The sequence below is a fragment of the Methylocystis parvus genome, from assembly GCF_049675845.1.
GTDB lineage: Bacteria > Pseudomonadota > Alphaproteobacteria > Rhizobiales > Beijerinckiaceae > Methylocystis > Methylocystis parvus_A.
Genome location: NZ_CP187161.1, coordinates 3,122,340 through 3,147,403 on the forward strand (window position 1 = coordinate 3,122,340; position 25,064 = coordinate 3,147,403).

General features: G+C 62.0%; 22 protein-coding genes and 1 tRNA gene. 18 read left to right on the top strand and 5 right to left on the bottom strand.

Going from position 1 to position 25,064, the window contains the following annotated elements; all coding sequences use genetic code 11:
• Positions 1 to 77 precede the first annotated feature (77 nt).
• The 14 genes from ACPFMJ_RS16195 to ACPFMJ_RS16260 all read left to right on the top strand — a co-directional run bounded on the left by ACPFMJ_RS16195 (position 78) and on the right by ACPFMJ_RS16260 (position 19,061).
• Positions 78 to 911: an urea amidolyase associated protein UAAP1 gene (locus ACPFMJ_RS16195; RefSeq protein WP_424360976.1), complete on the top strand. Its 834-nt coding sequence runs from the start codon at positions 78 to 80 to the stop codon at positions 909 to 911.
• Between the two features lie 11 nt (positions 912 to 922).
• Complete coding sequence (locus ACPFMJ_RS16200; protein ID WP_424360977.1) at positions 923 to 1,600, top strand: urea amidolyase associated protein UAAP2; 678 nt, start codon at positions 923 to 925, stop codon at positions 1,598 to 1,600.
• A 4-nt stretch (positions 1,601 to 1,604) separates the two neighbouring features.
• Entirely contained in the window at positions 1,605 to 5,159 is a 3,555-nt protein-coding gene (gene uca, locus ACPFMJ_RS16205) for an urea carboxylase (protein ID WP_424360978.1), read from the top strand.
• A complete protein-coding gene (gene atzF / locus ACPFMJ_RS16210) occupies positions 5,156 to 6,949 on the top strand; it encodes an allophanate hydrolase (RefSeq protein ID WP_424360979.1) in 1,794 nt (597 codons plus the stop codon). Before uca ends, atzF begins: the two co-directional genes overlap by 4 nt.
• A gap of 163 nt (positions 6,950 to 7,112) precedes the next feature.
• Positions 7,113 to 8,549, top strand: coding sequence for an outer membrane beta-barrel protein (locus tag ACPFMJ_RS16215; protein WP_424360980.1), 1,437 nt, complete (start codon positions 7,113 to 7,115; stop codon positions 8,547 to 8,549).
• Positions 8,550 to 9,228: 679 nt separating this feature from the next.
• Positions 9,229 to 10,008, top strand: a complete 780-nt coding sequence (locus tag ACPFMJ_RS16220; protein WP_424360981.1) for a hypothetical protein — start codon at positions 9,229 to 9,231, stop codon at positions 10,006 to 10,008.
• Positions 10,009 to 10,204: 196 nt separating this feature from the next.
• The gene (locus tag ACPFMJ_RS16225; RefSeq protein ID WP_424360982.1) at positions 10,205 to 10,621 is read left to right on the top strand and encodes a hypothetical protein; all 417 of its coding nucleotides are present in this window, start codon (positions 10,205 to 10,207) and stop codon (positions 10,619 to 10,621) included.
• A gap of 625 nt (positions 10,622 to 11,246) precedes the next feature.
• The gene (locus ACPFMJ_RS16230) at positions 11,247 to 12,458 is read left to right on the top strand and encodes a tyrosine-type recombinase/integrase (protein WP_424360983.1); all 1,212 of its coding nucleotides are present in this window, start codon (positions 11,247 to 11,249) and stop codon (positions 12,456 to 12,458) included.
• Between the two features lie 152 nt (positions 12,459 to 12,610).
• Entirely contained in the window at positions 12,611 to 12,898 is a 288-nt protein-coding gene (locus ACPFMJ_RS16235) for a hypothetical protein (protein ID WP_424360984.1), read from the top strand.
• 809 nt (positions 12,899 to 13,707) lie between these two features.
• Positions 13,708 to 13,983 carry a hypothetical protein gene (locus ACPFMJ_RS16240; RefSeq protein ID WP_424360985.1) on the top strand — a complete coding sequence of 92 codons (276 nt, stop codon included), beginning with the start codon at positions 13,708 to 13,710 and terminating at the stop codon, positions 13,981 to 13,983.
• Positions 13,980 to 14,198: a helix-turn-helix domain-containing protein gene (locus tag ACPFMJ_RS16245; RefSeq protein WP_424360986.1), complete on the top strand. Its 219-nt coding sequence runs from the start codon at positions 13,980 to 13,982 to the stop codon at positions 14,196 to 14,198. Before ACPFMJ_RS16240 ends, ACPFMJ_RS16245 begins: the two co-directional genes overlap by 4 nt.
• A 145-nt stretch (positions 14,199 to 14,343) precedes the next feature.
• Positions 14,344 to 16,944, top strand: coding sequence for an AAA family ATPase (locus ACPFMJ_RS16250; protein ID WP_424363890.1), 2,601 nt, complete (start codon positions 14,344 to 14,346; stop codon positions 16,942 to 16,944).
• 339 nt (positions 16,945 to 17,283) lie between these two features.
• Positions 17,284 to 17,883 (top strand): hypothetical protein, encoded by a 600-nt coding sequence (locus ACPFMJ_RS16255; protein WP_424360987.1) that lies wholly within the window; start codon positions 17,284 to 17,286, stop codon positions 17,881 to 17,883.
• Between the two features lie 476 nt (positions 17,884 to 18,359).
• A complete protein-coding gene (locus tag ACPFMJ_RS16260; protein ID WP_424360988.1) occupies positions 18,360 to 19,061 on the top strand; it encodes a recombinase family protein in 702 nt (233 codons plus the stop codon).
• A gap of 49 nt (positions 19,062 to 19,110) precedes the next feature.
• On the opposite strand, the gene ACPFMJ_RS16265 is transcribed toward ACPFMJ_RS16260, so the two are convergent.
• On the bottom strand, positions 19,111 to 19,338 hold the full coding sequence (locus ACPFMJ_RS16265; RefSeq protein WP_424360989.1) for a hypothetical protein: 228 nt from the start codon (positions 19,336 to 19,338) through the stop codon (positions 19,111 to 19,113).
• Between the two features lie 536 nt (positions 19,339 to 19,874).
• Here ACPFMJ_RS16265 and ACPFMJ_RS16270 point away from each other — a divergent pair.
• The 3 genes from ACPFMJ_RS16270 (at position 19,875) to ACPFMJ_RS16280 (ending at position 21,744) form a co-directional block, all read left to right on the top strand.
• Positions 19,875 to 20,165, top strand: coding sequence for a hypothetical protein (locus ACPFMJ_RS16270; protein ID WP_424360990.1), 291 nt, complete (start codon positions 19,875 to 19,877; stop codon positions 20,163 to 20,165).
• 397 nt (positions 20,166 to 20,562) lie between these two features.
• Complete coding sequence (locus ACPFMJ_RS16275) at positions 20,563 to 21,075, top strand: hypothetical protein (RefSeq protein WP_424360991.1); 513 nt, start codon at positions 20,563 to 20,565, stop codon at positions 21,073 to 21,075.
• An 18-nt stretch (positions 21,076 to 21,093) separates the two neighbouring features.
• Positions 21,094 to 21,744: a hypothetical protein gene (locus ACPFMJ_RS16280; RefSeq protein WP_424360992.1), complete on the top strand. Its 651-nt coding sequence runs from the start codon at positions 21,094 to 21,096 to the stop codon at positions 21,742 to 21,744.
• Between the two features lie 53 nt (positions 21,745 to 21,797).
• Here ACPFMJ_RS16280 and ACPFMJ_RS16285 read toward each other — a convergent pair whose 3' ends face one another.
• Together ACPFMJ_RS16285 and ACPFMJ_RS16290 are read right to left on the bottom strand one after the other, a co-directional pair.
• On the bottom strand, positions 21,798 to 22,208 hold the full coding sequence (locus tag ACPFMJ_RS16285; protein WP_424360993.1) for a hypothetical protein: 411 nt from the start codon (positions 22,206 to 22,208) through the stop codon (positions 21,798 to 21,800).
• A gap of 117 nt (positions 22,209 to 22,325) precedes the next feature.
• A tRNA-Thr gene (locus ACPFMJ_RS16290) sits at positions 22,326 to 22,400 on the bottom strand.
• 332 nt (positions 22,401 to 22,732) lie between these two features.
• Here ACPFMJ_RS16290 and ACPFMJ_RS16295 point away from each other — a divergent pair.
• Positions 22,733 to 23,089, top strand: a complete 357-nt coding sequence (locus tag ACPFMJ_RS16295; protein WP_424360994.1) for a transposase — start codon at positions 22,733 to 22,735, stop codon at positions 23,087 to 23,089.
• Positions 23,090 to 23,096: 7 nt separating this feature from the next.
• Here ACPFMJ_RS16295 and ACPFMJ_RS16300 read toward each other — a convergent pair whose 3' ends face one another.
• Together ACPFMJ_RS16300 and ACPFMJ_RS16305 are read right to left on the bottom strand one after the other, a co-directional pair.
• Positions 23,097 to 23,933 (bottom strand): transglutaminase family protein, encoded by an 837-nt coding sequence (locus ACPFMJ_RS16300; protein ID WP_424360995.1) that lies wholly within the window; start codon positions 23,931 to 23,933, stop codon positions 23,097 to 23,099.
• 94 nt (positions 23,934 to 24,027) lie between these two features.
• Positions 24,028 to 24,975, bottom strand: a complete 948-nt coding sequence (locus tag ACPFMJ_RS16305) for an alpha-E domain-containing protein (RefSeq protein WP_424363891.1) — start codon at positions 24,973 to 24,975, stop codon at positions 24,028 to 24,030.
• Between the last annotated feature and the right edge of the window lie 89 nt (positions 24,976 to 25,064).

Consider the following 25,064-nt stretch of genomic DNA (forward strand, 5'->3'; position numbering starts at 1 on the left):
TTTATCCTCGGCCGGGACGACCCGAAGCCGCGAACCGAACAAGGCCGGGACGACCCGGCAATGAACGGAGCAACAGGATGAACGCCTCTGAAGGCGGCGGCGCCGACGTCGCCGCCATGATCGCAGAAAATCGCAGACGCTATGAGAATCTTAAAGCCGCAGCGGGCCAGGTGACGCCCCGCGCCCTGCCGACGCTGAGCGACCGCGCGCTCGGAGCGGCGCCGCCGCAGGGAATGCTCCGCAAGGAGACGATCCCCGGCGGCTGGTACTGGACCGCACGGCTGACGCGCGGCGAAGCGCTGCGTCTCCTGAACGTCGCCGGCAATCCCGGCGTCTCGGTCTTCGCCTGGAATGCGAAGGACCCGTCGGAGCGTTACAACAGCGCCGACACGATCAAGGTGCAATGGACGAGCGAGATGCGCAAAGGCCGCGTTCTGCTCTCCGATATGGGACGTGCGCTGTTCTCGATCATCGAAGATAGCTGCGGTGCCCATGACACGGTAGTCGGTGGCTCGACGCCGGCGTCGAACAAACGAAAATATGGCGATTTCGGCCTGCGCTCGACGCGCGAAAATCTCGTTCTCGCCGCTGGCAAGCTCGGTCTCGGCGTGCGCGATCTCGCGCCGGTTATCACTTTCTTCGCGCCGGTCGCGGTCGTAGACGGAGGCCTCGTCTGGCGCGACGGGGTCGTGCAGAAAGGCGATTTCGTCGATTTGCGCGCCGAACTCGATCTCCTTGTCGTCGTGTCGAATTGTCCACATCCGCTCGCGCCCGACGCCGTCTTCGGCCCCGCGCCGGTCGAAGCGTTGATCTACGCCGCGAACGACGCCGGCGCGGACGATCCCTGCCGCAACGCGAGCCCCGAAGCATTGCGCGCCTTCGAAAACAACGCCGCCTATCTGCAGGGCTGAGGAGTACGATCATGAGCAATATCCTCCCGGCTCCCACGGCGTCGACGTTCTTCGCCGCCCCAATCTATGACGCCGAAAAGGCTGTCTATGATTTCACGATTCCAGCGAACAAGCCGTGGTCGCATGTCGTGTTGAAAGGCCAAGTGTTGCGCATCGTCGATCTTGAAGGCCAGCAGGCGGTCGACACGCTGTTTTACAATGCACATGACACGAGCGAACGCTACAGCGCACAAGACACGATCCTGACGCAGGGCGGCCCCTATGTCACGACCGGCACGCGCCTCATCTCCAATGAAGGCAATATGCTCGGCGTCATCGTCGCCGACAGTTGCGGCCGTCACGACACCTCCGCCGGCGCCTGCTCGTGCGAGGCCAATACAGTGCGCTTTGGCCATCATACGCGCTACATGCACGCCTGCCGAGAAAACTTTCTTATCGCCGTCTCGAAGCACGGCATGACGAAGCGCGATATCGTGCCCAACATCAACTTCTTCATGAATGTGCCAATTGAGCCAGATGGCAGCCTCGCCATCGTTGATGGCGTATCGAGACCGGGCGATTACGTCGATATATTGGCGACGACCAACATCATCGCCGTGATCTCAAATTGCCCGCAGATCAACAATCCGTGCAACGGCTTCAATCCGACGCCAGTGCGGGTGACGATCTTCGATCCTGCGATCGGTTGACGCGATGTTCAGCAAGGTTCTTATTGCCAATCGGGGCGAAATCGCCGCCCGTGTGATCCGCACGCTGCGCCGTCTCGGAATCGCGTCGGTCGCCGTCTATTCGGATGCGGACCGTTTCACGCGGCCGGTTCTTGACGCCGATGAGCGGGTGCGTCTTGGCGCTGCGCCCGCCAAAGACAGCTATCTCGATATTGAGGCGGTCGTCGCCGCCTGTAAAGCGACGGGTGCGCAAGCCGTTCATCCGGGCTACGGCTTTCTTTCGGAAAACGCCGCTTTCGCCGAGCGTCTGGCGGCGGAGGGAATCGTCTTCATCGGGCCGAAGCCGTCGCATCTGCGCGATTTCGGCCTCAAACATACAGCGCGCGACATCGCGGCGCGTTGCGGCGCGCCGCTTCTGCCGGGCAGCGACATTCTCGCCTGCGCGGTGGACGCGCAGGCAGCCGCAGCGACGATCGGCTATCCCGTCATGCTGAAAAGCACCGCCGGCGGCGGCGGCATCGGCATGCAACTCTGTCATGACCCTCACGAACTCGCGACCAAATTCGAAGCCGTGCAGCGTATGGCGAATGCGAGTTTCGGAGATGCGCGCTTGTTTCTCGAGCGCTTCATTCCCGTCGCGCGCCATGTCGAGGTTCAGATTTTCGGACTGGGCGACGGACGCGTGCTGGCTCTGGGTGAAAGAGATTGCTCCCTGCAACGCCGCAATCAGAAAGTCGTCGAGGAAACGCCGGCTCCCGGCCTTTCCGACGCGCTGCGCAGCCGTCTTCACTCCGCCGCGATCGCGCTTGGCACTGCGGTCCGATATGAATCGGCCGGAACGGTCGAATTCATCTACGACGTTGAGCGGGACGATTTCTACTTCCTTGAAGTCAATACAAGGCTCCAAGTTGAACATCCGGTGACGGAGGCGGTCTTTGGCGTCGATCTCGTCGAATGGATGATCCGGCAAGCGGCGGGCGTCTTCACGCCGCCTCAGACGCTGGAGCCGAAGGGGTCGGCGATCGAGGTGCGCGTCTATGCGGAAAATCCGCAAGCCGATTTTCGTCCCTCGACTGGACTCGTCACCCATCTGTCCTGGCCGGGATCGGCGCGCATTGACGCCTGGATTGAGACCGGCGCGGAAGTGACGCCATTTTACGATCCGATGCTGGCTAAAGTGATCGTGCATGAGGCGGATCGCGACGCGGCAATCAGCGCCATGCGCGCCGCGCTCGATCAAACTAAACTTCAAGGGCTGGAGACCAATCTCGATTATCTTGCCAATATTGTCGCCACACCCGAATTCGCAGCGGGAGCGGTGTATACGGGGCTACTTAAAAACATCGCCTTCCGGCCGCGCGCCATTGAAGTGCTCGCTCCCGGCGCGCAGACCAGCCTGCAGGACTGGCCGGGACGACTTGGGCTCTGGAATGTCGGCGTGCCGCCATCTGGCCCCATGGACGCGCGTTCACATCGCCTCGCCAATCGCATCGTCGGCAACGCGGAGGGCGCCGCCGCGCTGGAATGCACTGTCTCCGGTCCAACCCTGCGCTTTCATTGCGACGCCGTCATCGCGCTCACAGGCGCGGATATGAAGCCGGTGCTCGACGGTGTGTCCGTCGCCCGCTTCGCGCCGGTCGCCGTCAAGGCAGGCCAGACTCTCTCGTTGGGCGCGATCCACGGACCCGGACAGCGCACTTATATCGCCATCGCGCGCGGCTTCGACGCCCCGGATTTTCTTGGCTCGAAAGCGACGTTCGGGCTCGGCCGTTTTGGGGGACATGCTACCGGTGTGCTCCGCGCCGGCGACGTTCTGAAAATCGCGCGAGCGGCCGCCGGCTCCGCTTGCGCCGCAATAGCGCCCGACATCCCGCAGTTGACGCGCGAATGGGAGATTGAGGTGCGTTCGGGCCCGCATGGCGCGCCGGATTTCTTCGATCCAGCTGATATCGAGGATCTCTTTGCGTCGCGTTACGAGGTGCATTTCAACAGTGCTCGTACCGGCGTGCGCCTGATCGGACCACAGCCGCGCTGGGCGCGTCTCGATGGCGGCGAAGCCGGTTTGCATCCCTCGAATATTCATGACAACGCCTACGCCATCGGCGCTCTCGATTTCACCGGCGACATGCCGATCATACTCGGTCCGGATGGCCCCAGTCTCGGCGGCTTCGTCTGTCCCGTCGTCGTCGCGCACTATGATCTGTGGAAGATTGGCCAGTTGAAGCCCGGCGATGGCGTGCGCTTTGTCCCTGGCGACGGATTCGCCGCGCACAGCACACATGTCAAGCTGGCGGAGACACGCCTTGCGACTGGCGCACGACTGCAAAGTCCGCTGCTTGACGCTCTTGGCGACATGCCGGTCCGCGTCGTCTACCGGCGCGCCGGCGACGATTATCTTCTCGTTGAATACGGCCGAATGAGTCTCGACATCGCTCTGCGAATGCGCGTGCATCTTCTGGCCGATGCGCTCGCCGCGAAAAGTCTTCCCGGCGTCATCGACATGACGCCCGGAATTCGTTCGTTGCAGATTCACTTTGACCGCGATCGGCTCCCCGGTGTCCATCTCGTCGATGTCTTGCAGGAGATCGAGTTGACGCTTCCGGCGGCGGAAGACGTTTCGGTTCCATCCCGCATCGTGCACCTGCCCCTGTCCTGGAATGATCCTTCCGTCCAACTGGCGATGCGCAAATATCAGGAATTGGTGCGGCCCAATGCGCCCTGGTGTCCGTCGAATATCGAATTTATCCGCCGGATCAACGGTCTTTCCGCCATTGACGATGTGCGTGACATCGTTTTCGCGGCCGAGTACCTCGTACTTGGTCTTGGTGACGTTTACCTCGGCGCGCCGGTCGCGACGCCGGTCGATCCGCGCCATCGGCTGGTGACAACAAAATATAATCCGGCGCGCACCTGGACGCCGGAAAACGCCGTCGGGATAGGCGGCGCCTATCTTTGCGTTTACGGCATGGAGGGGCCCGGCGGATATCAGCTGTTCGGCCGCACCATCCAGATGTGGAATTCGTGGCGCACGACGCGCGAATTTAAGCCCGGCTATCCCTGGCTGTTGCGAAATTTCGACCGCATTCGCTTCTTCCCCGTATCGGAAGCGGAGCTCGCGGAAGCACGTGACGCCTTCCCGCATGGGGCCTATCCGGTGAAAATCGAAGAGAGCGTCTTCTCTTATCCTGACTATGCGCGCTTTCTTAGCGACAACGCGGCGAGTATTGCGACGTTCAAATCGCGCCAGCACGCCGCGTTTGAGGACGAGCGCGCCGGCTGGAAACGCAAGGGACTCGACAGTTTCGTATCCGACGACCGCGGCCCGAGCGACGAAGGAGAGGCGTTGCCGCCCGGCGCGGTCGCGGTCTCCGCGCATGTCACCGGCAATGTCTGGAAGGTGCTGGTGGCGGAGGGCGAAGAGGTCAGGCACGGCCAGACGCTCCTGGTCGTCGAGTCGATGAAGATGGAAATGGACGTCGCCGCGCCTGCCGCCGGTCGCGTTGCAGGTGTGCGTTGCCAACCGGGCCGCACTGTCCGCGCCGGCGATGTGGTCATCGTTCTGGAGGAGACGAAAGGATGATTCCCACCATCCTGGATTTTGTCTCGCTCGAGGCAGGCTATCGAGCCGGCGCTTTCACGCCGCTTGACGTCGCCCATGAGGTTCTGTCGCGAATCGCCGCGGGCGACGCCGCGATCTGGATCTCGCTGCGTGACAGCGAGGATATTCTCGCCGACGCCGCTGCACTGATGGAGATGGGGGGGCACAGCCCGCTCTGGGGACTGCCCTTCGCGGTGAAGGACAATATCGACGTCGCCGGTCTCGAAACGACTGCGGCTTGCCCGGAGTTCGCATATGCGCCGCAGGTAGACGCGGTCGCTGTCGCACGGCTGAAGCAGGCTGGCGCGCTCTTCATCGGCAAGACCAATCTCGATCAGTTCGCCACCGGACTCAACGGAACGCGCTCGCCTTACGGTGCACCGCGCTGTGTTTTCGACCGCGCCTATATATCCGGCGGCTCCTCGTCGGGATCCGCCGTCGCCGTCGCCTCAGGTCATGTCGCTTTTGCCCTCGGCACCGATACGGCAGGCTCTGGCCGCGTGCCGGCGGCGTTCAACAACATTGTCGGCGTCAAGCCGACGCGGGGTCTCGTGTCGACGACTGGGGTCGTTCCCGCCTGTCGCAGTCTCGATTGCGTGACGGTTTTCGCTGCGACGGTGGGCGACGCCGATCGCGTGCGGCGAGTGATGCAGTGCGAAGATGCGGTGGACGCCTTTTCGCGAGCCATGACGCCCGTCGCATTGCCTCGCGGGTCGTTTCGCGTTGGCGTCCTTTCCAAGAGGGATCGTGAATTTTTCGGCGATGTGGAAACTGAAGCGCTCTACGACGCGGCAATCTCTCGTCTGAAGCTTCTCGGTGGTGCGCCGTTCGAGATCGACTATGCGCCATTTCGGGATTGCGCCGCGCTGCTCTATGGCGGGCCCTGGGTCGCCGAGCGGCTGACGGCGATCAAGGGATTTTTCGAGGATCGCGCCGAAGCAATCGAACCGACGGTTCGCGAGATCATCTCCGGCGCGCAGACGATGACGGCGACCGACGCCTTCGAAGGCGTCTATGCGCTACAAGCCTTTCACAAGAGGGCGGCGCAGCAATGGGCGAAGATGGACGTCCTGTTGCTGCCGACGACGCCGACGATCTACACGGTCGAGGCTCTGCGCGCCGCGCCTGTGACGCTCAATTCCAACCTCGGGCGCTATACCAATTTCGTCAATCTGCTGGATTACAGCGCCGTGGCGATCCCGGGGGGCTTTCGCAAGGATGGCCTGCCCGCCGGCGTCACGCTCATCGCGCCGGCTTTCGCAGATGATGCGCTCGCCGTTCTCGCGGACCGCCTGCACCGGGCGGCGGCGACGGGGATGGGTCAGGATCGCAATGCTTTTTTGCCAAATGAAAGCGCGCTGACCGGGCGGGACTCCGGATACATTTCCATCGTTGTCATCGGCGCGCATCTCACCGGCATGCCTCTCAATCATCAGCTTGTCGACGGCGGCGGGACATTCGACAAAGCTTGCCGCACGGCGCCCGATTATCGCCTTTTCGCCTTGCCGGGGACGGTTCCTCCGAAGCCCGGCCTGATGCGCGATCCGGATTTCGCGGGGAGCGGCGTGGAGGCCGAAGTCTGGCGGCTTCCGCCTGCCGCCTTCGCCGCTTTTGTAGATGCGATTCCGGCACCGCTCGGCGTCGGCAAGATCACGCTCGACGACGGGGCGGAAGCGAGCGGATTTCTCTGCGAATCGCATGCGCTGCGCGACGCGGAGGAAATCACCGGTTTTGGCGGCTGGCGCGCCTACCTCGCCTCACGCGCGAGATGACGCGACGGCAACACTGTGTCGCGTGAGACACACGACAGAGAAAGTTCGGCAAAACGACCTTGGTCTGCGCAGTAATTGCGCAAGTGCACAATAACCCCGCTTGCGACAGTAAAAAACACGATTTTTACTGATCGAAGCTCAGATGAAGACACTTGAGGGCTCCATGAAAAAGATGCTTCTGGCGGCGACGACGATCGCGTTGACGGCGACAACGGCTTCGGCGGCTGATCCCAAAAAGAAAGCCGCCGTTGAAGCTGCGCCGCCGCATTCCGTCTGGCTCGATACGCTCACCATTGATGGTTATATCGAGGGCGGGATCACCATCAATCCGGGGCAGCCTTTCAACAAACTGAATTTCGGCGAGCTCTATACGGACCGCGCCAACTGGCCGACGTTTAATGGCGTGCTGGTCACGGCTCAGCGCCCGCTCGACCCCAAAGCGACCGGCTACGATTTCGGCTTCAAGCTCCAACTGCAAGTTGGCGAGGATATGCGCTACAATCACTATTACGGGATTTTCGATTACTTGATCCCGTCGCGCACCCAGTTCGGCCCGACGGAGGCGCACGTTCTGGCCCATCTTCCCTGGGTGTCGCCGATCAGCGAGGGCGGGATCGACATCAAGCTCGGCATGTTCGCGACCTATAACGGCGCCGAGCCTCTATCGGCAAAAGACGCGCCTCTCTACAGCCATTCGCATATCTTCAACTTCGGCCCGTTCATTCACACTGGCGTTATGGCCGTCACGCATGTGAAGAGCTGGCTCGACATCTATACCGGCGTGACCTCCGGCGTGAACACAAGCATCGGCTGGCCGGGCGACAACAACGCTGCGGCGTCGCCTTATGGCGGCGTCGGCCTCAACCTGCTTGACGGCAATCTTACCGTCCTCGGAATGGTTCATCACGGACCAGAGAACCCGAAGCAGCTCGATCCCTTGAGCGTCGGCTGGCCGAATTTCGTGGTGGGCGGCGTTCCCGCGGCCTGCGTCTGCAATCCGAACACGGCCAACCGCACCTATGCGAATATCGTGACGACATGGAAGGCGACCGAGAATCTGACCTTCACGACCGACATCGCCTATGATCGTGAAAGCGGCTGGAACCCGATTTCGACGACGGGTCTGTCGGGCAATACAATCGCGGCGCTCGACGGCGCCTTCGGCACGAATCTCGCCGGCCTGCCGCTCAAGCCGCAGGGCGCCGACGCCTACGCGGTGGCTCAATATGCGTCCTACAAGATCAACGACGTATTCAAAGTCAACAGCCGTATCGAGTATTATCGTGACAACAAGAATTTCTTCGTTGTCGGTTTTCCGGGTTACTTTGATCTCGTCAATCTCGGGCACGGCTTTGCCTGCGCCTCCTGCATTTTTGCGGGGCCTGGAAATGTCGGAACGAGCTATCTGTCGCTGACGGCCGGGCTAACGATTACTCCGGAAATTCCGAAGATTCCCTATATTAACGGCGTGATTTTCCGACCGGAGGTCCGTTGGGACACGACGGTCAATGGAGCCACTCCATTCTTCGGCCCCAATGGTCGTAAGAGTTCACAGGGGCTGATCATGTTCGATGCGATCGTGCCGTTCACGCTGATGTAGGAACCGACGCCTTTGGATCAAGGAGCGTCGCGCTTCGCCCCGCTGACCAACCTAACGCCAACTTGTCGCGCAACACGAACAGCGCTGACTACCGGGAAAATCCAGTCTTTTTGCGAGATCGACGCGACGCGCAACGCGCCGCGTCGGAGACGACGCCTCCGCTGCCAGCCGTGCAATCAGCAAGCTCTCGCGCATCGACGGGATATTTCTGCCCGTTCAAGGCACCCGTCACGCCAACAAGGTTCATCTCGATTCCTCGAGTCGAACGATCAGTATCCGTAAATCGTTGCGAGCAGGAGTCGGCGCAGACGTCAAAATCAAAGACCCGTCAATTCAACGTCGAACATAGTCCCAGCGAAGCTGTTAATCCGTTTTGTAGCTGGCAGGACCGCTTTGGGTCCTACGGCAAAACTGTCCCGCCGGCTTCATGTCGCGGGGACCGAGCGCTAGATTGACTGACGGCCTGCTCCGTGCGGTCGAAGCAAAAGGAGATGACTGCGGTTGGCCTGAGCAAGGATGTTTTTAGCAAGCTCCCCTGCTGGTGGGAGGAAGCTGTCGAGCATCCATCGGGGCTTTTCGAGGTTAAAGGCTTTCTAGCCAAACATTTCGGCCTTGAGGCCCAGACGGTGCGCTGCGCCTGCGCTCAATGCCGCATGCCTGCTTCAAGACGCGCTCAGGCTTGGATATCACTGATGTTGCCACGGCGAGATCGGCGGCAACTGCTGTTGCGCGTATCATTGCTGCGGTAGCGACGCCTGCATTCTCAGCGGAGAAGCCGCTTCCGGGCGCAGCCAACCTTCGGACCGAGCCTCTTGAGCTGCGACCCTGGGTAGGGTTCTCGGATTTGCTCGAAACCTGCTGGCATAACGGCGTTCCCGTAATCTACGTCCCATCGCTTCCAGTGTCTAAAAAGAAAATGGACGGCATGGTCGTTTACTGCGACAGCCGCCCGGTTGTCTTGCTGACTAAGAAGAATGAACATCCTGCGTGGATGCTGTTCGTGCTAGCGCACGAGATGGGACACCTTGCGCTCCGTCATGTAGAAGCCCGCGACGGTAGCGCGCTCATCGATGAGCGGGTCGTCGAAGATGAGGCCCTTATCGCCGATCCACAGGAGATTGACGCGAACGCCTACGCGCTCGAGCTGCTGACGGGTGGTAAGAAGCGACTCACGCTCAAATTTCTGATGAAAGCCGGCGATTTGGCGGAAAACGCCAAGGCCTATGGGGCCCAGCATCATATCGACCCGGGACACGTCCTCAATGCAGTCCGGAATACTAGAGTAAAGGGCGAGGTGCCGTGGTCCCTGGGCAATAGCGCACTGAGGCTAATTGACCATGAGGCCTCGGTCTCCCGGGCATGCCGCGAGGCGCTTCTGGCGAACATTAAAGTCGATGCTCTATCCGACGATAGCTTTGAGTTTTTGGAGCGCCTGGGCGTGTTGCCGTCGAGCGACTGATGGCTGCGGAGCTTCACGCCTTCTTTGACAAGGACGTCTTCATCAAGCTGGCTTGCTGCGACCTATGGGATGATACCTTAGTCGCCATTGGCGTTACCCATCCCTATCGGTTGGCGTCGGCGACACCGAATGGATGCAAGACCGCATTCCGGCGCATGAAATTGCCCGACAACATGCAGGACAAGGCGCTCGCCGATTGGCGAAGATGGCGCGCGACGTGCCCATTGTGCCTGAGCAGTGGGTTGCGGCTGCAGCCACAAGCGAGCTTTTCAATGCGATGATCGGCACAGACGACATCGACCAGGGAGAGGCGCAGCTCGCGGTAATTGCAATGCATGCGGAATACGAGAGCAGGTTGATTTCCGGCGAGAAGCGATTCCTTGCAGCAATGGCAAAGGCATTTCTCGAGGAACTGAAGCGCCTTCGGCCCATATTCCTCACGTTCGAACAGTGCTTGCTCGCGGTATGCGAGCTGCGTGGCTTAGAGGCTATCCGGGAGCGGTTGATTGCCGCTGCTGGCTGCGATGGCGGTCTTAAGCTTTCTTTAGGGACTGACGGACAGGCAACTCGTAAGGTGTTTGTCGAGGCGATGATAAGTTTTGACGGTGGATGAAACGGAGTCCGTTTGCTGATGCCTCCCCGCTCGACGTGTCATGCGCCTGCGGCCGGCGGGAGAGCGTGGACGTGTCGGCGCTGCCCGACCGCTGCCTTGTAGAAAGCGGCTTCTCCACCAGGAGGGGACGAGGCCCCAGCGCATGGGGACTGATTCCCCGCCCTGAATTGCCTATCCTAAGAACGTCAATCTGGGTCGTGGGGGCGATGTTATAGCGGGGCGCAGGTTTTGCGCTGGGCAGATGACACCCAGAAAGCGCTCGACGTCCGCCCAGGTGTAGGCTTGTGTGAACTGCCCGCACATAAACTCGACGATAAATGAGTGGGGGCCGTAGAACAGCCCGGGCGCGCCTTGTGGTAGCTATCTGGTAGCTATGCCGTACTCATCAGGCCGTCTATTGTTGTAACTCTTTGAAAAGATGGTGCTGCAAGAGAGGATTGAACTCTCGACCTCTCCCTTACCAAAGGAATTGTGCTCTAGATAGCAAGGGCTACGTCGGTATATCGAGAGGCCGTGAAGGCCCGTTTTATCATGGATTTTAGGTATTGTCGGGGTTATAGGTGGTCATGAAAGGGTAGCCATCTCGTGCTGCCCATGTGCCGCCCACGTCCAGCCCGATAGATATATGGCCGAAAAGAAGCGACTTACCGATGCAATCGTGAAGGCTGCGACGCTACCGCCGGGCAAGGCCGAGGCCGTCTTGTGGGATTCGGAGGTTACGGGCTTCGGCCTGCGACTGCGACCCCAAAGCAAGAGCTACATCCTCTCCTACCGGCCCGCTGGCGCCGGCCGGTCCTCGAACATGAAGCGGCTGAAGCTCGGGACGCCGGCCACGATCGCAAGCGCCAGCGAGGCCCGCAAGCTCGCGCTGGTCGCGCTCGGGCGCATCCTGAGCGGCGCTGACCCGGCCGCCGAGCGCGCGGAGCAAAAGCGCCGCCTGAAATCCCGCGTCTCTGACCTCCTGGAGCGCTATCACGGCGAGTTAGAGCGCCGCGGCTATGTGAACCGCAAGACGGTCCTGAGCGGCCTGCGCGCCCGCCTCGCGCCGCATCTCAACCGGGACATTCGCGACGTGACAGGGGCGGACCTCGCGGCGGTCATCGAAGCGCTCGAAAAGGACGGCAAGGGCGGCGCGGCCGAAGACTTCCGGTCCCGGTGCCGAGCCTTCCTGAGCTGGTGCGTCGTTAAGGCGAAGATCATCGAGGCAAGCCCGCTCGCGGGTTTTCGGCGAGAGCGCGCGACCCGGGCCGACCGCGTCGCCAAGGCCCAACACGGCCGCGCGCTATCCGATGGCGAGCTCGCCAGCGTCTGGAAGGCCGCGGACCCGGCAACGACATTCGGGCGCCTAATCCGTTTCCTGATCCTGACGGGCTGCCGGCGCGGCGAAGCGGCCGGCCTGACATGGGCGATGGTCGACCGTGAGGCCCGCGTTATCCGGCTCCCCGCGGCCTTTGTGAAGCAGGGCCGTGGCCATCTTGTGCCGATCGCTCCCGCGCTGACCGCGGTTTTTGAGGCCTGCCAGGAGGATGCGCGCTCGGACCTCGTCTTCCCGTCGCCAAAGACCGGTGAGCAAATCAGCGGCTGGTCGAAAATCCTGGTCAAGACGACGAAGGCCGCCGGTGTGGATTTCTCGTTGCACGATCTGCGGCGCACGTTCCGCACCGGGCTTTCACGTCTTGGCGTTGACGACGACACGGCGGAAATCGCGCTCGGCCGCGCCCGAACCAACCTCGAAGCAATCTACAACCGCGACGACGCGTTGACGGCGTTGCGCGAGGCGTTCGAGCTATGGGCGGCGCATGTCGAGACGCACGCGGGAACAAGCGGCCGGGAATAACTTTCAGGGCGAAATCGCTCCAATAATCATTGGGGTGCAAGCAAAATGTCTGACAGGTTACACCCTCTTAAACGTGTCGTAACTATTTGTAATTGCAGGGTTAAGTTCATTTTGGTAGAGTTTGGTCCATCGAAGTTTACCTAGAGGGCCAAATGACCGAGCATGCTTTTAGCGATGCGGCGAAAATTTCCGCGCCCGCACGCCGTCCACGAACGCATAAGCCGCGCCCCTTACCCAACCTTACCGCCTTGCCGCCTCACGCCGCGCTTGACCGGCAGCAAGTGTGCGCGGCGACGGGATTTGCGCTTCAGACATTGAAGGTCTGGGCGAAGCAAGGCCGCGGACCGCGGATCACTTATCTTGAAGGACGGCCGCGCTATCTCGTCCGCGACGTGCTCGACTGGATGGGCGTGTCACGCGATGCGACAAAATCGGCGTGACCCAATGCGAGGCGCTCGTCACCATCTCTCCGCCGTTGTGCAGCCCCACCCCGGGTCGAGACAAGCATATGGCTGCGAAATATTGCCTGTCTCGCAGGCGGCGTCCCGACGCAACCTGTATGCGGACTTTGGACCAAAGGTCAGCGCGGGCGTCCTAAAGGTCTTGAGCGACATTGGCTTGCGGGCGAGTTCGATCGAAAACCCTACGCCGCCTTTAGAATGGGTCATGGACGCGATAAGCGAAAAGATCTGGCGAGAGGCTCAGGCCAACGAAGCGAGGCGCTCGCTAAATTACCACCAGAAAGAGCCAGGCTGCGACCGTTATCCTAGGCCTGTTGCCTGCGCCGTCATCTCCGCCACTCACCGCGCTCTAGGCGGAAGCTATCGCGCAACCGCAGACTTCTTGAACGACGGCATACCCCGACGCGACCGATCGCGCGGGCTATCGCACGCGAATGTGTGGCACGCTTGCAAGACGCACGAGGCGATAATCGACCAGCATATGAAAGTCGTATCGGGCGATAGATCCGACGTCGAAAGCCTGAGATTCGTCGAAGATTACGACATGCGGGTGCTGTTTCGGCTTTACGAAAGCTCGCGTCAGACGGACCAATACCGAAATCTCCGGGGGCGTGCTCTCGCCCAGGCCCTGACAAGCCGTGCGGATTTCGACGCTCTCATCGAGAAGGCAGAGCTACTCGAACGGCTTTCGCAGCAGAGGCCGCAAGCGCGCTGTTCGTAAGTCGGGCGTTGTTTCGAACGCCTCATCTAACGACCCTCGAAGGCGCTTTTTGAGAAAGGATGCGGTTATGCACGCCTTCGACCCTTCGACTGTTACGGTCGGGATGGACTTGATCCCCGCCGAAGAGGCGGACCGGCTCGCTTCGAAACCCGCAGGATGGGCGCGGGCGCGCGCCGCGGCCGGCGGGCTCGGCGGGCGTATGATCGGCCAGCGCGTCTTTGTCCGAAGATCATCGGTCCTTTGCTTCCTGGAGACGGCAAAGCCAACGCCGCGTGGCGCGCGGCCCGCCCATCTCCGCCTTGTCGTCGACAACGACCGGGCCGAGCGGGAGACTCCGGCATGACGGCGCCTAGACTTCTCACCGAAAGCGACGTCGCGAGAATGCTGCGTTGCTCGTCTTTGAAGGTCCGCAAACTCCGGCGCGAAGGGGCGCTGGCGTTCATCGCCGGCCGGCCCGTTCTGATCGCAGAAGCGGATTTGCTCGCCTATCTCGACGCGATCAAGGTCCGCGCTCGCGCACGAAAATCCTGGATCAAGAAAAGGCTCGCGGCGGCATAGCGCCGCCGGGAAAGCATTCGCCGCGGAACAATCGCCGGAAGGTGACGGCCTCACTCGCGGCAGAGGCCAAAGGCAACCCGCAAATGGAAAGGCCGGCACGCTCGGGGGAACGAGCGACCGGCCAACATAAGAGTTTTTCGACGTGATGAATGTAGCACCGCAGCCTGAGGACGCCAAGCTGTCCTCCAATGTGTCCGCCGCAGTTTCCTTCACGATAGTTCACAGCGAAACCGGCGTCCTAACAAAAACCTACCGGCTCAATGCCAGCCACAAACCGGAGCAAACCGCCGCCCCGCCGCTCGTCAAGGGAACAGCCCATCGGATCCCACTCAAAGGCACGGCCGATCAAATGGCGGCAGAGCTTGCGAATCATCTGGAATCCTGTGCGCCGACGTGGGCGTTTGTTCTCGCAACGGCGCACCCCCTGAAGGACGTTTGGCCTCTGGTCACAGCACAAGAGGCGGACGGCACAAAAGCAATCGCGCGGACGAAGAGATTCTTCCAACCGACTCGCGGACCCGCGCTCTTCGCATTGGATTTGGATTTCAAGACTTACCCCGGCCGGATAGTCGGAAGCCTGGAAACAGCCGGAAGCATTTCGACTGTTCTCGCGACGGTTTTTCCACAGATCGGCGAAGCCGCCTGCGTGCGCCGGCCATCTGCATCAACCGGTGTTGTCGTCATTGGAGACGAGACGCCGGCCAAACCGACCGGCGCACACTGGTATTTCTTCGTCCTCGACGGAGAAGACGCGCCCGCCTTCGCGCGACGTCTTTTCGATCGGCTCGCGCTCGCCGGTTGGCTTTGGGGCGAGGTTTCCGAGGCCGGAATCGTCATCTACCGAGGGCTTTTTGATCTGGCGGCTTCGTCGGACCCCTCGCGCCTGTTCTACGAGGCCAACGCGCTTCTCGCATCGCCGGAACTGCAGCAAGTGAAAGGCGCGCGGGCGGCCAAGGTCTCCCCTGGCGGCTTCCTGGATACGCACGCTTTGGCGCCTCTTTCTGACGAAGAGCAGGAAAAGCTTAAGGCGATCAAGGCGCAGATTGCGCGCGACCTGGAGCCGGAGTGCAAGAAGAAACGCGAGCTGTGGAAGGAACGCCGTTTCCAGGAAATGGTGCGCAAGGGCAAATCTCCAAAAGCGGCTCGCAAGGCTGTGTCGAGCGCGGTCGAGCGGCACGTTCTGACAAGTGAATTTGAAATTTTGCTGGACGACGGTCGGACGGTTTCCGTTGGAGAAATCCTCGAAGATCCCGCCGAGTATCACAAGCAAACATGCGCCGACCCGATGGAGCCCGAATATCGCGGTGGTCGCAACATCGCAATTATCTTCGCCGACAAGCCGCTGATTCGCATCCACAGCCAAGCGCACGGTGGGATTGATTACCGGCTCGAAAGGAGCGCCGACGAAAAGATAGCGAGCTGGTTTGATGATCTAGGCAGTCCCGAGCCTGAACCGTCGTCCGCAGCGCCCGCCGCCTGCCGTTTCGCGCCAGTCGCTGTAGCCGGGCAGATCGACCCCCAGTCTCTACCGTTGCGAGAATGGATCATCGAGCCCCGCATTCCCATAGGCGACGCCTCGCTAATCGCCGGCGAGCCCGGCGTAAACAAATCGTCGCTTGTCATCAGAGACGCCCTCGCGATCGCGAGCGGAGCCGAACCGGTCCTAACCGGAGGTCAGGAAGGGTTTCCGGAAAGCCTACATAGAAGCGGCCCCGTCCTGATCTACAACGCCGAGGACAGCCTAACCGAAATGCGGCGGCGCATAGTCGCGGCGATGAACCATTACAGGACGCCAGACCCTCTATTGCATCCGATCTATCTATGGTCCGGCGTCGACCAAGACATGATCGTGATTATGCGTCGCGAAGGCACGAGCGGAAAGGCGCCGCTCAAGCGAGACAAAATGGCGGACGAGCTCGAAGCCGCAATCAAGCGGCTCGGCGTCGCGCTCGTAGTTCTCGACCCGCTCGTAAGCCTTTCCGCGGGCGCGTCGGAAAACGACACGGACGACATGAACGCGCTGCTGCAAGAGCTGACCAGAATCGCCGCGCGCAACAGGATCGGGCTTGTGGTGATCCATCACACCGCCAAGAGCACGCGAAACTCTTACGGCGACATGGGCGCTAGCCGCGGTTCATTCGCAATCCCGGCGAAAGTCCGAGCAATGGTGACCTTGGGTCGCCTGGACGACAACAGCGCGGCAAAATTCGGAGTGCCTCTCGAAGGCCATATCCGGATGGATTACGCCAAAGTAAGCCACGGGAAAAAGCCGGGCGCGCCGGTCATCTATCAAATCCGGAGTGTCCCCGTCGGCAATTCCCGTGCCTTCTGCGACGACGAATTGCATGCAGCCAACCTCACAGCGTCCGGCAGGGCGGCGGCGATGCGGGGCGATTTTGCGCCCGTGCTCGAAGTCGTTCCGGTGTCCGTCGCACGGCAATCTCAGAGCGAGAAGGTTGACCTGGAGCGCGAGGAAACGGCTCGCGCTGTCCTGCGCGTCCTGAAGACGCCGGGGGTCTACCCCGTTTCGTCGCACTGGCCTGAGTTAGGTCAGTCGCTCCGAAAGCACGGCCTAACGAGATCGGAGTCACGAAACACGATCACAAGCATGTTGACAGCGCGCCTGGGCGGCGAATGCGTCGTCATCAGCTGCGACGGACAAGATGTCCGCGTGTCGATGCGACAAGACGGATCGGCCGCGAAGGCCCCTTGGTTGATCGAAATTCGAGCTGAAGAGGTCAAATAGTAGGGCCGCAGCCATGGAAATTCCGAAGGAACGCAAAACGCATGTAAGGCTTGTCGGAGCTTGTAAGCTTACATGCCTTACATGCTTGAAAAATAACGCCTTTCAAGAGCCTCGCTTTGCTTGTAAGGCATGAAAGTTCTTACAAGCAAAAAGCGAGGCGAAAAACTCCAATGAAATCAATGCTTGTAAGCTTGTAAGACATGTCACCCCTACGGGGGGAGAAAGCGCATACATGCGCATCTCTCCCGTAGGGTCCGGTAGCCGAATGCAGACACAAATCGACCGGAAGAAAAGCGCCGGCGGAATAGTTCATGCGCCCTATACCTGGAGCCTATGCCGGTGAAGAAACGCAAACCGAGAACACGGCCGGAGACGCCACGGCAGGCGGCGCTGCGCGACCGATGGAGGAAGAGTCCCGAGTGGCGGGCGCTCGCGCGCAAGGGCGCCTATATCGCGCTCCGCAAATTCGCGGCCCGGCCGAAGTGCGGCGCCAAGACGCGCGTGACCGGCGACCCGTGCCGGGGGATTGCGATGGAAAACGGCCGTTGTTACCGGCACGGTGGGCGCACGCCGAAAGGAGACGCCTGGCACAAGCCGACCTTTCCCCTCCCTGCCGATCGCTTCGCGGCCAAGGCCGCTGACCTGCAGCGCCGCGCGGCGAAGCAAGAGCAGCGGCGCCAGGAAATGACCTGCGAAGAGTTGGAACGCCATAAGCGCTGGCACGAGACACATACCCCCGGCCCCAAGACGGCGCGCGCCAGCAGGCGCGACGAGCGGCGGCGCACGGAAGAAGCGCGGGCGATGCTTTCAAGTCCGCGGAGAGAGCCCGAGCCGAGCCCGGAGGCCCGAGAACTGGAAGCGCTTATTGACCGGCTGCGGGCGCATCTAAACGAACTCGACGCGCCCGAAAGCGCCAAGCATGGGGGGTTGTTCGATTGAGCAGCAACAGCGACCTTGAAAAACTGCGTCGCCAGCTTCGCGAAGCCGCGCCGGACGCCATCGCAGCGCTTCATGCTATTTGCCGAGACGATAGGGCCCCCGCCCCGGCCCGCGCGACGGCAGCCGGCTGGGTCCTGCGAGCGTCCGGCTTGGCCGATAAGGCGGACGCGCCCGCTGACGACTCGGAGACTATGTCGCCGGCCGAGCTGGAGGAAACAATCGCGCGGCTGAAAGCCCACGCGGCGGCGCTCGACGAGAGGGCCGCACGGGCGAAAGAAGCGCGAGCGCAGAAGTCCGAGTCCACGGCCCGAGCAAAACAGCCCAAGGCGCAGGGCGAAGGCCGCGGAAAAGACGCTGGCGGCTTATTCGACTAAGCTTCGCCAAGTCCGGCCGATCCTCGCCGCTCGGTAATGGCCGCCCGCTTTTGCGTCAGCTTGCTTTAGCAAGTTGACAGCGCCAGCGAACGGGCGCATAACATGTTGCAAGCTGACAATCTGACAGAGGGCGACATGGCCGTTTATGGATATTGCCGAGTTTCCACGCTCAAGCAGGCTTCAGAAGGCGAGAGCCTGGACGTGCAACGCCGCCAGATCGAAGGCTATGCCCACATGCACGGCTTCGCGCTCGACGGCGTCGTCGTCGAAGAAGGCGTTAGTGGTTCCATTCCTGTAGCGGAGCGCCCCGCCGCGGGGCCGCTATTCGCGAAGCTGACAGCGGGCGATATCGTGATAGCGCCGAAGCTTGACCGCCTTTTCCGTTCGGCGCTCGACGCCCTGAAAGTGGTTGAGGACTTGAAGGCGCGGGGCGTCAAATTGCACTTGCTCGATCTCGGCGGGGATATTGCCGGCAACGGCCTGAGCAAGCTGTTCCTGACGATTAGCGCCGCGTTCGCAGAAGCGGAGCGCGACCGCATTCGTGAACGCGTTGCGCAAGTGAAAGCAGACCAGAAAGCACGAGGGCGCTATCTCGGCGGAAAAATCCCGTTCGGCTTTCGGGCCGGCGCCGGCGGCGAATTGGTCGAGGATCCGAGCGAACAAGCCGCCATCCGAGAAATGGAGGCCCTGAGGGCCTCAGGAGCGCCGCTGAGGGCAATCGCCGACACCATGCGCGGCAAGGGCTTCAAGATCAGCCACGAGGGCGTCGCAGGCGTTCTGAGAGCCCGCGCCGCGCTATCCTGAGACCGCGCGGGGCCGGGGCTCCAGACGCCCGGCGCGATGCTCGGCGCTCTTAGCGCCACGGGCGGAAAGGTAGGATTACGGCCGGCGCTTCGCGCATGTCGAGAGCGGCCGCTTTCAAAGCCGCAAGTCTAATTGCCGGGTATGTCGTATCCTCGGCCAGCATGGAGAGCTCGAGCTGGTCGAGCCGCGCGCTCTTGAAATCGCCGCGACGCAAAGCGCGGTTCAAGTCCTGGCGAATTTTGCCGACCATCTGCATTTGCGTTCCGAAAGTGGCCATTTTCATCTCCTGCCTGCTTGAACAATGGAGCAAGCGTCGGAGTGTGATAAGTCTTTGTCAATTCAATATTTTGTCGGCTTATCGTCCGACAAAACCGACCGGGGAATTCTCGCATTTTGCGCTTATAGGCCGCGTCGATCGACAAGCGCGCAACAATGACGGCGACGAATCGCGCAAATGCGCACATGGTGGCGCTCGCGTATGCAAACCGGCCGGCCCGTAGCTGGCCCCAAAATCGAGAGGCGTTTCGATGGCGCTCTTGGAGCTTGCCGCTTTCGTTGCAATCGGCCTCGTCTTGCTTGACCTGCCGGCGCGAATTGCCAGTAAGGCTGCAGAGTGGCTTGTGCGCCGGCTTATCAAATAGCGGGCGCGCGCTTCGCTTCGCGCTGCGCCGGCGTCCGGCGCCTGCCCGGCGCGCCGCGCGGCGGTCGGCCGTTGACCGGCCCGGCCCACCCCCCGGCGGCGGTCCAAACGCAGATCGCAAAAGCGCCGGCAACGCGCGCACGAAAATTTCGCCCGCGGAACTTTTCGACAACTTGTCCGCGATGGAAACGCGCCACGGCGCCGAGTATCCTTCCCGCATGTCTCCCCGCTACACCGGCCCCGCGATGGATCTTGCGAACTTGCGCAGCCTCGGCATGCGATCGATCGCGGCCGAATGCGCCTGCGGCCGGCGCGCCAGTGTGGACGTCTCGACGCTCCCCGGATCGATCGAAATCCCGTCGCTGCGTCGCCGGCTTCGTTGCGCGGCATGCGGCGCCCGGCCGGTGGATGTGCGGCCGGACTGGTCAGAGCATCGCGCGGCCGGCATGGGGCGCACGATTTAGCGCCGCGCGCCCGTCAGGCGGTCTCAGTCGCCGCGGCCGCCATGCACAAGCCTAAGCGTCGGCCTGCTACGCCCTTGGGGCCCGACCGCGGCACGCGCGGGGCCGTCTCCTGCCATCGCAGAAACGTCGGCGCGCGCCATCCGCAGCAGCCCTTGCAATCGCGCCTGATTCGCTGCCGGCCCGCGCTCTATCTCCTCGCCGATCAGCTCGATAGTGACCCCTAGGCGGTATGCGAGCGTCTTGCGGTCCAGCTGCATGGGAAATCCCTCCACTTGCGTATCGCCAGCTCGCGGCCAAACGCAGGCGGGCTCGCATAACGTTCGATTTTTCGCGGTTTATTCGAACACGCTGCCACGGTCCAATCCCCTTGGAAAGCTGCAACCGGAGCGCTGCTAAGTTGAACGCGCAAGAGAAAGACGAAGATTTTGGCCCGGCTACGCCCTCCTGGGCCGAGAGCGCGCTGCAATCCGCGGTCGACCATATCGCATTCCTCCTGGAAACGGCCGCCGAAGGTCACCAGCCCGCGTGGCGCCTCTCCCATGCCCTGCTCGGCATTGCGAACCGCCGCGGCGTCCTCTCGGAAGCGCAGCGGGATAAGCTCGCGCGCGCAATCGGCATCTTCGACGCGGTCGCCGAAAGGGTCTTGCCGACGGACATCGACCGCGGGCGGATAGAGACGGGGCTAGCCGCGGCGCTTGTTCAGGTCTGCTACTGGTCAATGGCTCCTGAAGAGCGGAAAGGCGTCGCTCAGGCGAAATTCTGCGACATGGAGGATTATGCCCGATTACTGCGGAACGCCGCACACGACTCCTGTCTGATGAGCGGCATTCGGCAGCGCGACGCCAACAGGCGCCGGGAGGCGGCGATCGCCGAATTCCCGTTCGCGCCTGCCAGCGACACTACGCACTAATCGAGGAAGCGGCCAACAATGAGCTTCTCACTTTCCCGGCTGTTCGGAGGCGGCGGCAACGGCGCCCAGGCCAAGCAGCAACAGCAGCAAGAGCTCCTGCGCCAGATCGGCATTCAGCAGGGCACGGGGGCGATCAACAGCCTCTTCGACAAGCAGTTCACCGACGATTTCTTCAACGGCCGGCGTCAGGCGGCGTTGAACTATTACATGCCGCAGCTGGATCAGCAGTATTCGGACGCGCAGAAGCAGCTGACCTATGCGCTTGCGCGCGCTGGCGGCTCGCAGTCCTCGGCGGCGGCCCAGCAGCAGGGCGACCTGCAGCAGAAATATTCGACGAACCGGCAGCAGATCGCGGATCAGGCGAACAACCTCGCGACGGGCGCGCGCAACAACGTCGAATCGGCGCGCGCGAACCTGATCGCGATGCTCAACACGACAGGCGACACGCAGGGGGCCCTTAACTCGGCGCGTGCGTCGATGGCGTCGCTCTCAGCGCCTGACGCCTATTCGCCGCTCGCCGATTTGTTCACGACGGCGACGTCGGCTCTCAACCAGCAGGGAGCTTTAGAACAGGCCAACATCGCCAGCATGGGTGCTGTTCAGCCGCGCTACTGGAGCGGGTTGTTTGGTAAACGCCAGGGCCGGAATGCGGCGGTCGTCAATTCGTGACGGCGGAATGCGCGAGGACAATTGCGCATCTCCGGCTAAACCAGAACAGCCTATCACAATGGGCGCGGGATAGCTTCAATCTGCCGCGTCAGCACTTCCAAGGCGTATTCTTGGCCGTCTCGACACCCGATGTCGTAAGGGGCCGAGGGGCTGCCGTCGATCCTGTAATCGAGAAGTATATTCAGCACCTCCGCAATTGCGTCATATCGTGCAAACGCCACATCCGAGCGGCCGATTTCTACCTCGCGTTTTAGCGCGCTGTTTTCTTTCATAAGCTCTTGCTCGCGCGCTTCCAGTTTTGCCACTTGTTCAATTAGCTCGTTTTCACGTTGCCGAAATCTGTCTTGGTCAATTCCCATCTCACGGCAAGCGGCTCTCGCCAATTCCAGTTCGTCGAAAAGGCAGTCAATCTTGAGCAACTCGGCGAGTTTGATGGTTGTCGGGTCGATAGAGTCAGACGCCATAAATTCCCCTCCCGCGAGAGTCGGACGGCACTGCGCCGACGCCGAAATCCAATGCCGCCCATGTGCTGCCCACTTTAAGTCGACCAGCTCTTGGTGCCGCCTAAGTCTTTGAAAAGATGGTGCTGCAAGAGAGGATTGAACTCTCGACCTCTCCCTTACCAAGGGAGTGCTCTACCACTGAGCTACTGCAGCGCTGGGGTTCGCGAGGCCGGTGGCCAGCGACGACGAGCGCCTTGTGCCACAGCCGGGCGCGAGTCGCAAGCGGGGTTGTTTTCTCGCTGAGGATCTTCGGCTTTTCGGGCGCCAAAAAGCTTAAGCGAGCCTGCCGTCAGGCTTTCCGCGCCCCGTCGCTTACGGTAAAGCTCATGTTGATAAAGAATACAACCTAGAGTAGCATTAAATTCATCGTGATTTGCGTTGGCGCTCGGCCTGCGGCGGCCTTGAAAGGGGTTTCGCGGGCGTCGGCGACGCACGTCCGGGCCAGGGGGCTGGCCCGATTTTTCGTTGATCAACGGGAGGCTGGGGTGGCTGACAGGATTTTATCGGATGAGCTTTGGGCGGTCGTCGCGCCGCTTCTGCCGGGCAAGGAGGGGGACCCCGGCTGCCACGGCCGCGACAATCGCCTGTTTCTGGAGGCTGTTTTCTGGATCGCCCGCACCGGCGCGCCGTGGCGCGACCTGCCGCCGGAATTCGGCAAGTGGTACACAACCTATACGCGCTACCATCGCTGGGAGAGAAAGGGCGTCTGGCCGAGCGTCGTCGAAGCGCTGCAAAGGCACGGCGCCGCGGAACTGCGTTACGACGCTGCGGGATTAAGCTGGACGCAGGGACAGAGCCGCGCCGCCCCGTCGCGCCGCTCGGGCCACGGCAAGGCGGCCTGACGCGTTTTTATTGTGACTGCGACTGGCTTTGGCTCTGGCCATGGGTCGGCGCGACGCGGACCTTGACCTCCATCGTCTCGCCCGCGCCGCCCGCGCGCGCGCCCCTTATGGGCGCCGCGCTGAGATAATCGAGCGCGACGGCCAGCCGCACATGACGCTCGCCGGGCGACACGCCATGCGCCGGATCGAAGCCGACCCAGCCGAGATCTGGCACATGAGCCTCCGCCCAGGCGTGGCCCGCGACCTGCGCATCTCCGTCGGTGCGCAGATAATAGCCGCTGACATAACGGGCGGGCGCGCCGATTGCGCGGGCGCAGGCGATGAAGAGATGGGCGAAGTCCTGGCAGACGCCCTTGCTGTGGTCGAACGACTCCGCCGCCGTCGTCGCGGCGTGCGTCGCGTCCGTGTCGAATTCCATTTTTTCGTAGATCGCCGCGAGAAGCGCATGCAGGGCGGCGAGGGCGTCGCCTTCCCGCGCCCCGGCCGCGCGCGCAAAGTCGAGAATGGCCGGGCTCGGCGCGGTCAGCGGCGTCTCGCGCAGATAGAGCTCGGGCGGAAAACGCTCCAGCGTTCCAGAGGCGACGCCTGACGTGTCGAAGGTCGTGACGTCGCCTTCGACCATGGTGGTGATGGAGTCGAAGGGGCCGTCCGCGGTGAAGCGATGCACGATATTGCCGAAGGCGTCCTCCGACGCCATCAGCCGGCAGTCGCGATCGACGTCGATGCGCCAGTCCTTGACATGCTGCCCGTCGAAATTGCGAGGCGTGAGCCGCAAATGCTGGATCGCGGATTTCGCGGGCTCAAGATAGCGATAGGTCGTTTCATGGCGGATGCGGATGCGCATGAGCGGTCCATGTAAAGAAGGAGCCGCCGCGCGCCGGAGGGGGCGGCGCGCGGCGGGCCGGTTTTCCCATTGAGCCAGGGGAAAACGGCGGGAGTTAGAAGAGATATTGCTCCGAGATCAGCGCGCCGAGACGGTTGTTCTCGCTGATGAAGCCCTGCACGAATTCATGCAGCCCGCCCTGGAAGACGCTTTCCATGGTGAGCGTCTCGAGCTTGCCATAGACGCTGCGCGCTTGGCGCTGCGCCGCGCCCTGCCGGCCATGGGCGCGCGCGAGGCTGTCGAGATTGCGCGCGATGCTCTCGTAACAGGAGATGAGCGAGCGCGGCATTTCCGGCCGAAGGATGAGAAGATCCGCGACGAGCCACGGTTTCATGCTGGTGCGATAGACCCAGTGATAGGCGGTATGCGCCGAGACGGCGCGCAGGATCGCCGACCACTGGAAATAATCCAGCGAGCCGCCAATGACTTCCTTCTCCGGCAGCAGCACGTGATACTTTACGTCGAGCAGACGCGCCGTATTGTCCGCACGTTCGATGAAGAGGCCGACGCGGGAGAACCAGTAGGCGTCGTTGCGCAGCATGGTGCGATAGGCGCCGCCGTCATAAGTCAGCGAGGTCTGCTTCACGAATTCGAGGAAGCGTCCGAGTTCGTCCGAGGAATAGGCGCCGCGACGCGCCTCCATCGCCTTCAGTTCGAGATAGGCGCCGTTGATCGCCTCCCACATCTCGACAGTGAGCGCCGTGCGCACCGCGCGGGCGTTGGTGCGCGCGCTTTCGAGACAGTTGCGGATGGAGCTGGGATTGTCGCGCGCGAAGGTGAGGAATTCAATGACGTTGGATTCGGTGACGGGCTTGCCGGTCTCCTCGAAGGCGGCGGCGGCGCCGGAAGACAAAAGCACGCTTTCCCATTCCGTATCCGCGCCGCCATAGGCCTTGGGAAGGGCGGCGAGACGTCGCGAGGCTTCGATGGCGCGCGCGAGGAAATCGGCGCGTTCCATGTAGCGCGCGAGCCAATAGAGATTGTCGGCGGTGCTTGACAGCATGGGGCGTTCCGTTTGCGCGCGCTCGCGGCGGAGATCCTGTTTGATCGTTGCGAGAGCCGCGGGAAAATTGAGGGCGCCGTCGGGGTCGA

What these genes read in the sequence shown, in the direction of transcription:
- ACPFMJ_RS16230 (WP_424360983.1), top strand. Translation starts at nt 11,247, where the DNA reads ATGGCCGAAAAGAAGCGACTTACCGATGCAATCGTGAAGGCTGCGACG.
- ACPFMJ_RS16245 (WP_424360986.1), top strand. Translation starts at nt 13,980, where the DNA reads ATGACGGCGCCTAGACTTCTCACCGAAAGCGACGTCGCGAGAATGCTG.
- ACPFMJ_RS16265 (WP_424360989.1), bottom strand. Translation starts at nt 19,338, where the DNA reads ATGGCCACTTTCGGAACGCAAATGCAGATGGTCGGCAAAATTCGCCAG.
- ACPFMJ_RS16195 (WP_424360976.1), top strand. Translation starts at nt 78, where the DNA reads ATGAACGCCTCTGAAGGCGGCGGCGCCGACGTCGCCGCCATGATCGCA.
- uca (WP_424360978.1), top strand. Translation starts at nt 1,605, where the DNA reads ATGTTCAGCAAGGTTCTTATTGCCAATCGGGGCGAAATCGCCGCCCGT.
- ACPFMJ_RS16200 (WP_424360977.1), top strand. Translation starts at nt 923, where the DNA reads ATGAGCAATATCCTCCCGGCTCCCACGGCGTCGACGTTCTTCGCCGCC.
- ACPFMJ_RS16305 (WP_424363891.1), bottom strand. Translation starts at nt 24,975, where the DNA reads ATGCTGTCAAGCACCGCCGACAATCTCTATTGGCTCGCGCGCTACATG.
- ACPFMJ_RS16260 (WP_424360988.1), top strand. Translation starts at nt 18,360, where the DNA reads ATGTTGCAAGCTGACAATCTGACAGAGGGCGACATGGCCGTTTATGGA.
- ACPFMJ_RS16235 (WP_424360984.1), top strand. Translation starts at nt 12,611, where the DNA reads ATGACCGAGCATGCTTTTAGCGATGCGGCGAAAATTTCCGCGCCCGCA.
- atzF (WP_424360979.1), top strand. Translation starts at nt 5,156, where the DNA reads ATGATTCCCACCATCCTGGATTTTGTCTCGCTCGAGGCAGGCTATCGA.
- ACPFMJ_RS16250 (WP_424363890.1), top strand. Translation starts at nt 14,344, where the DNA reads ATGAATGTAGCACCGCAGCCTGAGGACGCCAAGCTGTCCTCCAATGTG.
- ACPFMJ_RS16280 (WP_424360992.1), top strand. Translation starts at nt 21,094, where the DNA reads ATGAGCTTCTCACTTTCCCGGCTGTTCGGAGGCGGCGGCAACGGCGCC.
- ACPFMJ_RS16300 (WP_424360995.1), bottom strand. Translation starts at nt 23,933, where the DNA reads ATGCGCATCCGCATCCGCCATGAAACGACCTATCGCTATCTTGAGCCC.
- ACPFMJ_RS16215 (WP_424360980.1), top strand. Translation starts at nt 7,113, where the DNA reads ATGAAAAAGATGCTTCTGGCGGCGACGACGATCGCGTTGACGGCGACA.
- ACPFMJ_RS16285 (WP_424360993.1), bottom strand. Translation starts at nt 22,208, where the DNA reads ATGGCGTCTGACTCTATCGACCCGACAACCATCAAACTCGCCGAGTTG.
- ACPFMJ_RS16240 (WP_424360985.1), top strand. Translation starts at nt 13,708, where the DNA reads ATGCACGCCTTCGACCCTTCGACTGTTACGGTCGGGATGGACTTGATC.